Annotated in this window: 14 protein-coding genes and 1 other RNA gene; 10 read left to right on the forward strand and 5 right to left on the reverse strand. The window is 75.3% G+C overall.

Annotated elements, in window-relative coordinates:
• Positions 1-79: 79 nt before the first annotated feature.
• Positions 80-1564 carry an RNB domain-containing ribonuclease gene (locus tag CG747_RS11090; protein WP_100601499.1) on the forward strand — a complete coding sequence of 495 codons (1485 nt, stop codon included), beginning with the start codon at positions 80-82 and terminating at the stop codon, positions 1562-1564.
• Here the strand turns inward: CG747_RS11090 and CG747_RS11095 are convergent.
• Both CG747_RS11095 and CG747_RS11100 read right to left on the reverse strand, forming a co-directional pair.
• A complete protein-coding gene (locus CG747_RS11095; RefSeq protein ID WP_100601500.1) occupies positions 1551-2234 on the reverse strand; it encodes a hypothetical protein in 684 nt (227 codons plus the stop codon). The genes CG747_RS11090 and CG747_RS11095 overlap by 14 nt on opposite strands.
• Positions 2231-3037, reverse strand: a complete 807-nt coding sequence (locus CG747_RS11100; RefSeq protein WP_100601501.1) for a MerR family transcriptional regulator — start codon at positions 3035-3037, stop codon at positions 2231-2233. Before CG747_RS11100 ends, CG747_RS11095 begins: the two co-directional genes overlap by 4 nt.
• 77 nt (positions 3038-3114) lie before the next feature.
• Between CG747_RS11100 and rnpB the strand changes: the two genes are divergently transcribed.
• The 4 genes from rnpB to CG747_RS11120 all read left to right on the forward strand — a co-directional run bounded on the left by rnpB (position 3115) and on the right by CG747_RS11120 (position 5202).
• An RNA gene (rnpB, locus tag CG747_RS11105) (RNase P RNA component class A) lies at positions 3115-3515 on the forward strand.
• 106 nt (positions 3516-3621) lie between these two features.
• Complete coding sequence (locus CG747_RS11110) at positions 3622-4149, forward strand: hypothetical protein (protein ID WP_257980329.1); 528 nt, start codon at positions 3622-3624, stop codon at positions 4147-4149.
• Between the two features lie 273 nt (positions 4150-4422).
• On the forward strand, positions 4423-4674 hold the full coding sequence (locus CG747_RS11115; protein WP_100601503.1) for a hypothetical protein: 252 nt from the start codon (positions 4423-4425) through the stop codon (positions 4672-4674).
• Positions 4675-4812: 138 nt separating this feature from the next.
• Complete coding sequence (locus CG747_RS11120) at positions 4813-5202, forward strand: hypothetical protein (RefSeq protein WP_100601504.1); 390 nt, start codon at positions 4813-4815, stop codon at positions 5200-5202.
• Positions 5203-5367: 165 nt separating this feature from the next.
• Here CG747_RS11120 and CG747_RS11125 read toward each other — a convergent pair whose 3' ends face one another.
• Complete coding sequence (locus tag CG747_RS11125) at positions 5368-6270, reverse strand: PhzF family phenazine biosynthesis protein (protein WP_100601505.1); 903 nt, start codon at positions 6268-6270, stop codon at positions 5368-5370.
• Between the two features lie 53 nt (positions 6271-6323).
• The gene (locus tag CG747_RS11130) at positions 6324-7256 is read right to left on the reverse strand and encodes an SDR family oxidoreductase (protein ID WP_257980330.1); all 933 of its coding nucleotides are present in this window, start codon (positions 7254-7256) and stop codon (positions 6324-6326) included.
• Positions 7257-7472: 216 nt separating this feature from the next.
• Here CG747_RS11130 and CG747_RS11135 point away from each other — a divergent pair, with 216 nt between their 5' ends.
• The 3 genes from CG747_RS11135 (at position 7473) to CG747_RS11145 (ending at position 10948) form a co-directional block, all read left to right on the forward strand.
• On the forward strand, positions 7473-8798 hold the full coding sequence (locus CG747_RS11135) for a multidrug effflux MFS transporter (protein ID WP_100601506.1): 1326 nt from the start codon (positions 7473-7475) through the stop codon (positions 8796-8798).
• A gap of 65 nt (positions 8799-8863) precedes the next feature.
• Positions 8864-9937: a serine hydrolase gene (locus CG747_RS11140; RefSeq protein WP_257980331.1), complete on the forward strand. Its 1074-nt coding sequence runs from the start codon at positions 8864-8866 to the stop codon at positions 9935-9937.
• Positions 9938-9994: 57 nt separating this feature from the next.
• Complete coding sequence (locus CG747_RS11145; protein WP_100601508.1) at positions 9995-10948, forward strand: small ribosomal subunit Rsm22 family protein; 954 nt, start codon at positions 9995-9997, stop codon at positions 10946-10948.
• 51 nt (positions 10949-10999) lie between these two features.
• Here the strand turns inward: CG747_RS11145 and CG747_RS11150 are convergent, their stop codons facing one another.
• Complete coding sequence (locus CG747_RS11150) at positions 11000-11179, reverse strand: DUF6243 family protein (RefSeq protein ID WP_100601509.1); 180 nt, start codon at positions 11177-11179, stop codon at positions 11000-11002.
• Between the two features lie 179 nt (positions 11180-11358).
• Between CG747_RS11150 and CG747_RS11155 the strand changes: the two genes are divergently transcribed.
• Together CG747_RS11155 and CG747_RS11160 are read left to right on the forward strand one after the other, a co-directional pair.
• The gene (locus tag CG747_RS11155; RefSeq protein ID WP_100601510.1) at positions 11359-11958 is read left to right on the forward strand and encodes a TetR/AcrR family transcriptional regulator; all 600 of its coding nucleotides are present in this window, start codon (positions 11359-11361) and stop codon (positions 11956-11958) included.
• A 143-nt stretch (positions 11959-12101) separates the two neighbouring features.
• On the forward strand, positions 12102-12842 hold the full coding sequence (locus CG747_RS11160) for a bifunctional DNA primase/polymerase (protein WP_100601511.1): 741 nt from the start codon (positions 12102-12104) through the stop codon (positions 12840-12842).
• The last annotated feature ends 27 nt before the right edge of the window (positions 12843-12869 follow it).

Here is a 12869-nt window from a genome sequence, read left to right on the forward strand (position 1 = left end):
GCCCGGCCGACCCCGGACGCCGCCCGCCCGGCCCCCGTACGCCGCGCCGGGAGCGCCCGGCGGCCATACGCTCGATTCCATGCCCCGTCGCCATATGCATGTGACCGACGCAGCGGAGGCCCCCCTCCGGGCCGCCCTGCAGGAGCTGCGCATGCGGCTGGAGATCCCCGACCACTTCCCGCCCACCGCGCAGGCCGAGGCGGAGAGCGCCGCCCGCGCCCCGCGCATCCCGGCGGGCGACGGCGAGGTGGCCACCGAGCACACCCTGGACAACGCCACCGACCTGCCCCTGTTCACCCTCGACCCGCCCGGCGCCCAGGACCTGGACCAGGCGATGTTCCTCGCCCGGCGGCCCGGCGGCGGCTACCGCGTCCACTACGCCATCGCCGACGTCGCCTCCTTCGTCACCCCCGGCGGCGCCCTGGACGCCGAGGCGCACCACCGGGTGGCCACCCTGTACTTCCCCGACGAGCGGATCCCGCTGCACCCCACCGTGCTCAGCGAGGGCGCCGCCAGCCTGCTGCCCGACCAGGACCGTCCGGCCGTCCTGTGGGAGTTCACCCTCGACGCCGACGGCGCGCCGACCGCCACCACCGTCCGCCGCGCCCTGGTCCGCTCCCGCGCCCGCCTCGACTACGCCGGCGTCCAACGCGTCCTCGACGACGGCACCGCCGAGGAACCGCTCGCCCTGCTCCGCGAGATCGGGCTGCGCCGCGAGGAGCTGGCGGCGGCCCGCGGCGCGATCTCCCTCGACGTTCCCGAGCAGGAGATCGTCGAACGCGACGGCCGCTACACCCTCGCCTACCGCGCCCCGCTCCCGTCCGCCGCCTGGAACGCCCAGATCTCCCTGCTCACCGGCATGGCCGCGGCCGAGCTGATGCTCGCCGCCGGCACTGGCATCCTGCGCACCCTGCCCTCCGCCCCCGACGGCTCGGTCGCCCGGCTCCGCCTCACCGCCCAGGCCCTCGGCGTCGACTGGCCCCACCACACCTCGTACGCGGCGCTGCTCCGCACCCTGGACCCGCGCGACGCCGGCCACGCGGCCTTCCTCCAGGAGTGCACCGCCCTGCTCCGCGGCGCCGGCTACACGGTCTTCGACGGCACCGCCCCACCGCCCACCGCCACCGTGCACGCCGCGGTCGCCGCCCCGTACGCCCACGCCACCGCACCGCTGCGGCGGCTCGTCGACCGCTACGCCTCCGAGCTGTGCCTGGCCGCCGCGGCCGGCCACGCCCCGCCCGGCTGGGTCCGCGCCGCCCTGCCCGCCCTCCCGCACCAGATGGAGACCGGCAGCCAGCGCGCCAACCAGGTCGAGCGGGCCTGCGTCGACCTCGTTGAGGCGGCCCTGCTGCGCGACCGGGTCGGCGAGACCTTCGAAGCCCTGGTCGTCGACCGCCACGAGGACGACCCCACCCAGGGGACCGTCCACCTCTGCGAACCGGCCGTCATCGGCCCCGTCCAGACCGCCCCCGGCGGCCCCGCGCTGCCCCTCGGCCGGCGCATCCGGGTCCGCCTGGCCGGCGCCGAACCGGGCCGCGAACCGGTCCGCTTCACCCCGGTGTGACCGGCTCCCCGCGCTCCGCCACGGACCGCGCCGCCCGTACGGCCTCCACCGCGCCCCGCACCGCGCCCACCGCGCCCCGCGCGTCATCCGCGTGGAACCGGACCGTGCGCACCGTCTCCCGCCGCCCCAGCAGCCGCACCACGACCACCGGCTCGGTCAGCTCCACCGTCACCGAGGTCTGCCCGGCGATGGCCAACTCCAGCCGGCCGGCGTCCTGCCGGCCGTCGCCCGCGCCGCTGTGCCCGTCCTGCCGGGACCGCAGGTCGTACCGGACCGACGCGATCGACGCCAGCGGAATCCGCAGCTCCATCCGCGCACCGTTCCGCACCAGCAGGTCCTCCGCGCCCAGCACATGCGGCCGGGTCACCGCCGCGGCCTGGCTCCCCAGCACCAGCAGCACGGTGTAGATGTCGCCCACCAGCGCCACCGCGTGCAGTTCCGGATGGTCCTGCAACAGCAGGCTCACCCCGACCGTCTCCACCACGAACACGAACGCCAGCCCGTACGACATCGCCGCCTGCGCGCCCGCGTACGGCAGCGCCCGCGCACCCTCCGGCACCCCCACCCGGCGCCGCGCCACCCACCACACCAGGCTCGCCAGCCACTGCCCCTCGTGCCGCAGCAGCCGCCGCACCCGCTCCCCGAACCGGGCGTCGTTCCTCGCGCTCATCGCGTCCCCTCCCCGATCATCCGCATCGCCACCCGCATCGCCTCCGCCTGCGCCGGCGCCAGCTCCGCCAACATCAGGTCCGCCCAGACCTCGGTCGCCCGCCCCGAGTCCGCCACCGGCCCGGCCCCGGCGGCGATCGCCGCCACCACCCTGTCGGGCACGCACTCCACCAGCGCCCGCGCGGCCTCCACCACCCGCGGATCGTCCGTCGCCGCCCCCGCCAGCTCGTCCAGCAGCCCGTACGCCGCATACGCCCGCTCCATCGAGCCCGGCGCCACGAACATCTCCCGCAGCGCCGCCGCCATCGCCCCCTGCGCCCGGCCGTCGCCCGACGCGTCCAGCAGGGCCAGCACCTCCCGCTCCCGCACCGCCATCGCCGGCTCCGGCCCCGGCAGCGTCGCCGACGTCCGCGCCATCTCCGCGAACAGCTCGGCCAGTTGCTCCGACACCGGGCCCTCCTGCGGCAGCCCACCCGGCTCCTCGCTGCGCCGCAGCACCTCCGCCAACCGCTCCCGCCGGGCCCGGATCGCCGCCTCCTGCCGCGCCAGGTCCTCGTCCAGCTCCGCCAGCACCTCCCGCAGCTCCCGGCCGGCGTCGTCGGCCAGCACGTCCCGAACCTCCTCCAGCCCGAGCCCCAGCTCCGTCAGCCGCCGCACCCGCGCCAGCGCGACCGCGTCCCGCAGCCCGTACTCCCGGTAGCCATTGGCCCGCCGGACCGGCTCCGGAAGCAGCCCCAGCTGGTGGTAGTGCCGTATGGTCCGCGTGCTGACGCCGGCAAGCCCGGCGAGTTCCCCGATACGCATGAGCCCAGTAGAAACGTTGCCGCAACGGCAAGGTCAAGCCGCCGGAATCCGCCAGGTAGCATGGTCGGCACGGCGGACGAGCCGGCCGGGCGGCCGCGTGGGGATCATCGATCCCCCCGAGGAACGTCCGGGCTCCACAAGGCAGGGTGGTGGGTAACGCCCACCCGGGGTGACCCGCGGGACAGTGCCACAGAAAGCAGACCGCCAGGGCCGCACGGCCCAGGTAAGGGTGAAACGGTGGTGTAAGAGACCACCAGTGCCCAGGGTGACCTGGGCAGCTAGGTAAACCCCACCCGGAGCAAGGTCAAGAGGGGCCATCGGCTGATGGCCCTGCGCGGACGTTCGAGGGCTGCCAGCCCGAGTCCGCGGGTAGACCGCACGAGGCTGTCGGCAACGGCAGCCCTAGATGGATGGCCGCCTCCCGGCCGACCGCAAGGTCGCCCGGAGACAGAACCCGGCGTACAGGCCGACTCGTCCGCCCCCTCCCCGCTCTCCGCGCCGTGCCGGCGTTGACCGGGCGTGTCCGGGTGCGCAGCTCATCGTTCTCATCACACAAGCACATCTCCATTCATCTAGGAGCCTTGATGCGACGAGTTCTGACGGCAGTGGGTATGGCCGCGGCCGCGATGACGCTGGGGTCGGCTGCCGGCGCCCACGCCGCCGACGGACCGAAGACCCCCGACCTGGGCGGGCTGACCAACGTGGACCCCGGCAGCGTGGGGGACACGGTGGGCGGTGTCGCGCAGCAGGCGACGCATGTCGCCGGTGGTGCCCAGGGGAAGGTCGTCGACAAGGTGGTGCCCGCGGAGACCAGGGCGGTCGGCGGGGCCGCGGCGAAGGTGGCGCCGCCGGCGGCGCAGGCGACCGGTGCGACCGCCGGTGCGGCCGGGGAGCTGCTGGGCGACACGGCGCAGGCGGCCACCGCCGACGGTGGACTGCTCGGTGGGCTGCCGGCCGACGGGCTGCCCGGGAAGGGCCTGGGCGACGCCGTGCCGGCCAAGGCGCTGACGGACACGCTGTCCGGGAAGGCGGTGACCGGCGCGCTGCCTGCGCAGGGGGCGCCCGTCACGGGCCGGCTTCCGCTCCAGGGCGGCCTGCCCGGTCTGGGCTGACGGCGGTCCCCGCCCGGCGTCCGCGTCGCGCGGACGCCGCCCCGGCCCCACTCCGCCCCCGCCTGCTCAGGGGGTTGGAGTGGGGTCTTTTCTGTGGGGGCGCCCGCTCCGAAGGGCCTTCTCGCCGCTCTGCATTCCCTTCTCGCTTCGCAAACTCGTCAGTTCGGGGAATACAGGGGCGAGTGCGGCGCGGGCTACTGTTGCGCCGCTCTCGGATGATCGGGAGAAGTCGGGTATATCCGTGCGCCGTTGGGCGCGGGGGAGGATGGGCTGATGGGGAAGCTGACGCGGATCGTGCTGGTGGGGCTGTGCGTGCTGAGTGCGGGAATGGTGGCGGCGCCGGCCGCCTCGGCCCAGGGGCAGGGGTGCCGCTACTACTACACGAGTTGGGGGCGCGGTCCGCACGGTGAGACCACCGGGTCCGGCGAGTACGCCGAGGGCGACCGGGATCCGGAGGGCCGGATCTGCCGTAACGGCTGGTGGGTCGAACCGGACGAGGGGAACGGCGGCGGCCTCTGGGGCTGAGCGGCGTCGGCCGTCGGGCCCGTCGGGTGTCCTTCGGGGACGTGCGGCGGGCCCGTCGCCCGGGGCGGGCGGGCGTCGCGGAAGCCGTCGGGCAGTACCCTCGTGGCTTCCCGGGCAGTCACACGAGGGGGCGCCGAGGTGCTGAAGCACTACTACCGGCTGGTGTATTGGAAGAGACGGATCGGGCGGGCGCTGGGCTGGCACCGCCGTCCGGCGACGGTGCGGGGGCCGGGCGTCGGCCCGGGGGGTCGAGGGGCGTACCGCGGGCCCGGACGGCGGACCGGGCGGGTGCGTCAACTGCTGGTACGGGCCCGGCCGTTGCTGATCTTCGCCGTGCTGGTGCTGATAGCGGTGGTGGCGTCGGCGCTGCTCGGGTGGCGGGACGACACCTTCGGGGCGGGGCATCGGGAGGGCGGCGCGACCGTCCAGCCGTCCGGGGGCGCCGGACGGGGAGTGGTCACGGTGTCCTGCGCGCCGCGGGGAGCGGTGTGCGCGGTGCCGGGAGAGGGCGTTCCGGGGGCGGGATGAGCCGGGGTCGGGGTGAGCCGGGGGCCGGATCGGCTCCGGCGGGCGCCCCCCCGATACGGTCCGCGGTCCGGAAGGCGGCCGGGGCCCGGATGCCGTCGGGGCGGTGGCGCGGCGTGGCCGACCGATGGTCAAGGAGGGGGCGGGACCGGGGTCCCGCCCGAGGTCTCAGGCGTCCGTTGCCGTGATCCGGGTGGCGGTTCCGCTGACGTGTGAGCGCGGGTCGCCGGACCGCAGGTCGACGGTCAGCAGGCCGGGGCGGCCCAGGTCGTGCCCCTGGTGGAGGGTGAGCGTCGTCGGGGCGGTGACCAGTCCCAGGGCGCGGGTGTACGCGCCGAAGGCGGCGGCCGCGGCGCCGGTCGCCGGGTCCTCCACCACGCCGCCGATCGGGAACGGGTCGCGGACGTGGAAGACGGTGTCGCTCTCCCGCCAGACCAGCTGAAGCGTCGTCAGGTCCAGGCGGTGCATCAGGGCGGCCAGCCGGTCGAAGTCGTAGTCGAGCTTGGCCAGCCGCGAGCGGGTGGCGGCGCCGAGGACCAGGTGGCGGTTGCCGGCGTAGGCGATGCGGGGCGGCAGCGCCGGGTCGAGGTCGGCGGCCGGCCAGTCCAGTGCGGCCAGCGCCTCGTCGAGGTCGGCCGGGGTGATCGGCTCGATGCGCGGTTCGACGCTGGTCAGGGTGGCCCGCAGGGCGCCGTCGTGCCGGGCGACGGTCACCGGGACCGGGCCCGCCTGGGTGGCGAAGACCAGGTCGCCGGGGCCGTGCCGCTCGGCGAACGCGACCGCGGTGGCGACCGTGGCGTGGCCGCAGAAGGCGACCTCGGCGAGCGGGCTGAAGTACCGGATGGTGAACGCTCGGCCGGGCTCGCCCAGCCCCTCGGGCGGCGCGGTGAGGAACGCGGTCTCGGAGTAGCCGAGTTCGGCGGCGATGGCGAGCTGCGCGGCGTCGTCCAGTCCGGCGGCGTCCAGGACGACGCCGGCCGGGTTGCCGCCCGCGGGGTCGGTGGAGAACGCGGTGTAGCGCAGGATCTCCGGTGTGCGGGCGGTGTCCCCGGCGGGGGTGTCGAGTGTCATGGCCAGGGAACCACCCACCGCCGCCCGGCTATTCCCGGGCGGCCCGTGGTGCCTCAACCCCGCCCGATGTACGGCATCGCGGTCGCCATCACCGTCGCGAACTGCACATTGGCCTCCAACGGGAGCGCCGCCATGTGCACGACCGTACGGGCGACGTCGGCCGCGTCCATGACCGGTTCGACCTCGGTGCGGCCGTTGGCCTGGAGGATCCCGGTCTGCATCCGGCCGGTCATCTCGGTGGCCGCGTTGCCGATGTCGATCTGGCCGCAGGCGATCCGGTGCGGACGGCCGTCCAGGGACAGCGACTTGGTGAGTCCGGTCATCGCGTGCTTGGTGGCCGTGTAGGCGATCGAGTGCGGCCGCGGCACGTGGGCGGAGATGGAGCCGTTGTTGATGATCCGGCCGCCCTGCGGGTCCTGGCCGCGCATCGTGCGGAACGCGGCCTGGGCGCACAGGAAGGCGCCGTTGAGGTTGACGTCGACCACCGCCCGCCAGTCGTCGTAGGAGAGCTCCTCCAGCGGGACCGGCGGGCCGAAGGCGCCCGCGTTGTTGAAGAGCAGGTCCAGCCGGCCGAACCGGTCGCGGATCGTGCTGAAGAGGGCGTCGACCTCGTCGGGGCGGGTGACGTCGGTGGGGACGGGCAGCACCGCGGGGCCCTCGATGCCCGCGTACCCCACCTGCCGGGCGGTCTCCTCCAGGGCGTCGGAGCGCCGGCCGGCCAGGACCACCGTCCAGTTGTCGGCGACCAGCGCCAGGGCGACCGCCCGCCCGATGCCCGAACCCGCGCCGGTGACCAGGGCCACCTTCCGGCCCGCCGCGCGGTCCTCCCGGGTCTCCTGGGGCGTCGGCGCCGTGCGCGGGGTGCGGCCCCGCGAGGCGGGTGCCGGGAGCGTCGGGCGGGCCGCGGTCGCGGCACCGCCCACCTGCCCGGCCCGTGCCACCGGTGTCGCCTGTGCCGCCGCTACCCGCTCTGCGTCATATGCCATGTCGGCAGGGTAACGGCGGACCGGGCGGGAACCGGGCGCGAACCGGGTGCGACCCGGGCGGTGCCGCCAGGAGCCGCGGGCCGGGCGGTAGTTGGCGGCCCGCCCCGGCGCCGGCCCCGGGGCGGGCGTAGGACCAAAGGACTGCGTCCACGCGCCCTGGCAGGTGTCCGCCGCGTGCCACCATGATGCTGCCATCACCGACTCATGGAGACACTCATGACAGAGTCCGGCGCTCCCGCCGCCGAGACCCGGGACGAGACACCCGGGCAGCCCGCCATATCCGGGCGGGACGCGCCCGCCGCACCCGTCGCGTCCCGCCGCACCAGCCTGCTCGTCACCCTCGTCCTCGGCGGCCTCACCGCGGTCCCGCCGCTCTCCATGGACATGTACCTGCCGGCCCTGCCGCAGGTCACCACCGCCCTGAACAGCCCGGCCGCCACCGTCCAACTGACCCTCACCACCTGCCTGGCGGGCATGGCCCTGGGGCAGATGATCGTCGGCCCGATGAGCGACAAGTGGGGCCGCCGCCGCCCACTGCTCGTCGGCATGGTCGTCTACGTGCTGGCCACCGCCCTGTGCGCGGTCGCCACCAACGCCGAGATCCTGATCGCCTTCCGCCTGCTCCAGGGGCTGGCGGGCGCGGCCGGCATCGTCATCGCGCGGGCGGTGGTGCGCGACCTGTACGACGGGGTGGCGATGGCCCGGTTCTTCGCCACGCTGATGCTGATCTCCGGAGTGGCGCCGGTGGTCGCCCCGCTCATCGGCGGCCAGATCCTCCGGGTCACCGACTGGCGCGGGGTCTTCGTGGTGCTCACCGTGGTCGGTGTGCTGCTCACCCTCCTCGTCTGGCGGCGGCTGGACGAGACGCTGCCCCCGGAGCGCCGGCAGCCCGGCGGCCTCGGCCCGGCCCTGCGCACCATGCGCGACCTCCTCGCCGACCGGGTCTTCTCCGGCTACCTCCTGGTCGGCGCGTTCGCCTTCGCCGCGCTCTTCGCGTACATCTCGGCCTCGCCGTTCGTCATCCAGGAGATCTACGGCGCCTCCCCGCAGACCTTCAGCCTGCTCTTCGGCCTGAACTCCATCGGGCTGGTCGCGGTCGGCCAGGTCAACGGCAAGCTGCTGGTCGGCCGGGTCGGCCTGGACAAGGTGCTGGGCATCGGCCTGGTGCTGGTCGCGCTGGCCGGCGCGGCCCTGCTGCTGCTGTCGTCCGGGGTCTTCGGCAAGGCCGGGCTGGTCCCGGTGGCGGCCGGGCTGTTCGTGCTGATGTCCGCGATGGGCCTGGTCATGCCGAGCACCAACACCCAGGCGCTGCTGCGCACCCCGCACGCGGCCGGCTCCGCCTCCGCGCTGCTGGGCACCTCGACGTTCCTGCTCGGCGCGGTGGCCTCGCCGCTGGTGGGCATCGCGGGCGAGCGGACGGCCGTACCGATGGCCGTCGTCCAACTGTCGTGTGCCGTTCTCGCGCTCGTGAGCTTCCTGGGAATGTGCCGTCCGTGGCAGCGTAAGGGGGAACGCACCGGCGGCGAGAGGACTGGGCTCTGAACGCACCGAACGCACCGAGACTGAAGCCCGGCACACCGGCCGAGGCGGGGCTGGACCCCGCCTGGATGGCACGGCTGGTCAGTGGCGTGCGCGCACTGCCCGAGAGCCGTGCACCGTGGTGCCCCGGCGCGGTGGTGCTGGCCGGCCGGGGCCCGGTGGTCGCCGCCGAGGCGGCCGCCGGCTGGGCGGTCCGCTACCGCGCGTACGACCCCGAACGCGACCGGGGCCTGGACCTCCCCCGCGACCTGTGGGAGCCGATGCGGGTCGGCACCGTCTTCGACCTCGCCTCGCTCAGCAAACTCTTCACCGCAATCGCCGCGGTCCAGCAGGCCGAGCGCGGCGATCTCGCCCTCGACGCGCCGGTCGCCGCCCACCTGCCGGCGTTCGCCCCCGGCATCACCGTCCGCGACCTGCTCCGGCACACCTCCGGCCTCGCCCCCGAGCTGCCCTTCCACGACCACCGGGACCGCGCCGACCAACTGGCGCTGCTGTGGGCCGAGGCGGCCGCCCCCTCCGGCGGCCGGTACGGCGCGCACCGCTACTCCGACCTCAACCTCATCGCCCTCCAACTGCTCCTGGAACGGCTCACCGGCCGCCCCCTGGACGCCCTGGTCCGCGACGGCATCACCGGTCCGCTGGGCCTGACCAGCACCTGCTACGGGCCGCTGGCGCCGCAGGGCGTGGCCGCCACCGAGGACCAGCGGCGGCCGTGGGCCAAGGCGGACCGGGGCCCGCTGCGCGGCGAGGTGCACGACGAGAACGCCTGGGCGCTGGGCGGTGTGGCCGGCCACGCGGGCCTGTTCTCCACCGCCCAGGACCTGGCCGTGCTGTGCCGGACGCTGCTCAACGGCGGCGCGTACGGCACCGCCCGGATCCTCGGCCCGGCCGCGGTCGCCGCCCTGCTCGACCCGCCCGGCCTCGGCTTCGCCGTCGACCAGCCCTACTTCATGGGCGAGCTGGCCGGGCGGGGCGCGGCCGGCCACACCGGGTTCACCGGCACCAGCCTGGTCCTGGACCGCGCCACCGACACCTTCCTGGTGCTGCTCGCCAACACCGTCCACCCCCGGCGCCGCACGGGCGGCAGCGCCCCGCGGGCGGCGGCCGCCACCCACCTCGCCCGCGCGGTGGCCGCCGCCTGAACCCGCCCCGTCCCGGCCCGGCACGGCGCCGGCCGGGACCCCCGTAAACTTTCCCGAATGCACGACGAACTGCGCACCGCCCTGGCGGGCCTGCTCGACGGCCTGCCGCCCAAGCAGGCCGCGCAGGCCGTCGAGCGACTGATCGCCAACTACCGGGGCCGCACCCCCACCGACGCCCCGGTGCTCCGGGACCGCGGCGACGTCGCCGCGTACGCCGCCTACCGGATGCCGGCCACCTTCGAGGCGGTGCGGGCCGCGCTCGCCGCCTTCGCCGCCCGCGTCCCGGACTGGTCCCCGGCCACCCACGTCGACGTCGGCGGCGGTACCGGCGCGGCCACCTGGGCCACCGCCGCCACCTGGGACGGCCCGCGCAGCACGGTCCTGGACTGGGCGCAGCCCGCGCTCGACCTGGGCCGCGACCTGGCCGCGGGGATCCTGCCGGACGTCACCTGGCGGCGGCAGGCGCTCGGCGACGGCCTCACCCTCCCCGACGACACCGACCTGGTCACCGTCTCCTACGTGCTGGGCGAGCTGCGCCCCGAGGACCGCCGCGCGGTGGTGGCCGCGGCGGCCGCCGCGCGGGCCGTGGTCCTGATCGAACCGGGCACCCCCGAGGGCTATCTGCGGATCCGCGAGGCCCGCGAGCAGTTGGTCGCCGCCGGGCTGCGGATCGTCGCGCCGTGCCCGCACAGCGCCGCCTGCCCGATCGTCCCGGGCGAGGACTGGTGCCACTTCTCGGTCCGGGTCAGCCGGTCCTCCCTGCACCGCCAGGTCAAGGGCGGCTCCCTGGCCTACGAGGACGAGAAGTTCAGCTACGTCGCCGCCACCCGCCTCCCGGCCGGGCCGGCCGCCGCCCGGATCGTCCGCAAGCCGCAGATCCGCAAGGGCCAGGTGCTGCTGGACCTGTGCACCGCGGACGACGCCCTGCGGCGGGACACCGTCACCAAGCGGCACGGTGCCGCCTACCGCGAGGCGCGCGACGCGGCCTGGGGCGACACCTGGCCGCGCTGAGGCCGGTCGCCCGGCGGCGGCCCGCCCGTCGCCCCCGTACCCCGCGCCGCGTCAGGTGCTCCGGGTCCGCTCCTGCATCTTCCGTAGCAGCTCGCGCCGCCGTTCCTGCGGGTCGTGCGGCCCCGGTGTGTCCTGGGTGCGCCCGCCCGCGCCGCCGCGCAGGGCGCCCCGCGAGAGCTTGCTGCGGGTTCCCCCGACGCCCAGCATGCCGGCGGCATTTCCCTTGCTCATGAGGTGAGTTCCTTCCCGTAGGGCCAGTAGGAGGGGCGAACGGCGCGGGCTTTGCCGGAACAGGCCCCCGCGCCCCGACCGAGACGGTTCGTCTCGCTCGCATCCCGCTCATCATCGGGCGAGACGTTCCGTATTGTCAAGACGATACGTCTCGCCTCCTGCTCGATACACTTCCGGCCATGGCCAACAAACCAGCCCCCGACGCCTCCCGCCGCAGCGAGCGCTCCCGCCAGGCGATCTTCGAGGCCGCCCTCGCCCTCGTCGGCGAGGTCGGCTACGACAAACTCACCATCGAGGGCATCGCCGCCCGCGCCGGCGTCGGCAAGCAGACCATCTACCGCTGGTGGCCCTCCAAGGCCGCCGTCCTGCTCGACGCCTTCGGTTCCGTCGTCGACGAGTACGGCCAGGTGGGGCTGCCCGACACCGGCGACCTCGCCGCCGACCTCAAGACCGTCCTGCGCGCCACCGCCGACGAGTTCAACGACGCCGCCTGGCAGGCCCCCTACCGGGCCCTCGCGGCGGCCGGCGCCAACGACGAGGAGCTCTCCCGCACCTTCGTCGGCCGCCTCATGGAGCCCGGTATCCGGGTCTACGTCGACCGGCTCCGCGCCGCCCAGGAAGCCGGCGACCTGGACCCGGACGCCGACGTCCGGATCGGCGCCGAGATGCTGCTGAGTCCCTTCTCGCAGCGCTGGCTGATGCGTACCGGGGAACTCACCTACGCCTTCGTCGACACCCTCGTCGACCAGGTGATCCGCGGTCTGGGCCGGCGCGACTGACCCGCCAGGGCGGCCGGGCGGCATTGGCGTGAAATGCCCACCTTCGCCCGTGCCGCGTTCACCCCGGATCCGCACACCGGTCACCTGGGGCCCAGGATGGTGGCAGCATTGACCCCAGACCACCGCTCGAAGTGAGGGGATTGATGGAACGCAAGAGCAGGTTCTCCCAGTGGCTGCGCCGGCCGAGGAGCGGATCGGGCGCCGATACGGACACGGGATCGGCCGCCGCACGCGGCCGCGAGGACCTGCTGATGGCGGCGGTCGACGCGGGCTTCCCGGTCGCCCCCGCCGCCCATCCGGCCGGCTACGGCTGTTCCTGCGAACGCATCGGCTGTCCCACCCCCGGCCGCCACCCCATCTCCTTCGGCTGGCAGACCGTCGCCACCACCGACCGCGACAAGGTCGCCGCCTGGGTCCGCACCCTCCCGCAGGCCAACTTCATCACCGCCACCGGCATGGCCCACGACGTCCTCGACGTCCCCGTCGAGGCCGGCCGCAGCGCCCTCGACCGACTGGACGCGGCCGGCATCGACGTCGGCCCGGTCAGCCTCAGCGGCGCCGGTATCGGCGACGGCCGGATGCTCTTCTTCACCGCCACCCGCGGCACCCCCGACGACGAGGACGAGTGGTGGCCGTGCGAGCTGGACTGCCATCCCGAGACCCTCGACGAGCACCCCGGCCTGCGCTGGCACTGCCGCGGCAGCTACGTCCTCCTGCCGCCGTCCGCCCTCCTCGGTGACCAGCCCGCGGTGACCTGGCTGCGCGGCCCCGAGCTCCCGCTGCCCGACCCGCTGACGCTGCTGGAGACCCTCACCGACGCCTGCGCGGAGTTCATCGGCCGCGAACCGGACCACGAGACGGCGGCCTGGCCGATCGGCCGCTGACCGGCCCGCGCCGGTTCCGTTCCCGCA

This window comes from Streptomyces sp. CB02959 (genome assembly GCF_002803155.1).
Taxonomy (GTDB): domain Bacteria; phylum Actinomycetota; class Actinomycetes; order Streptomycetales; family Streptomycetaceae; genus Streptomyces.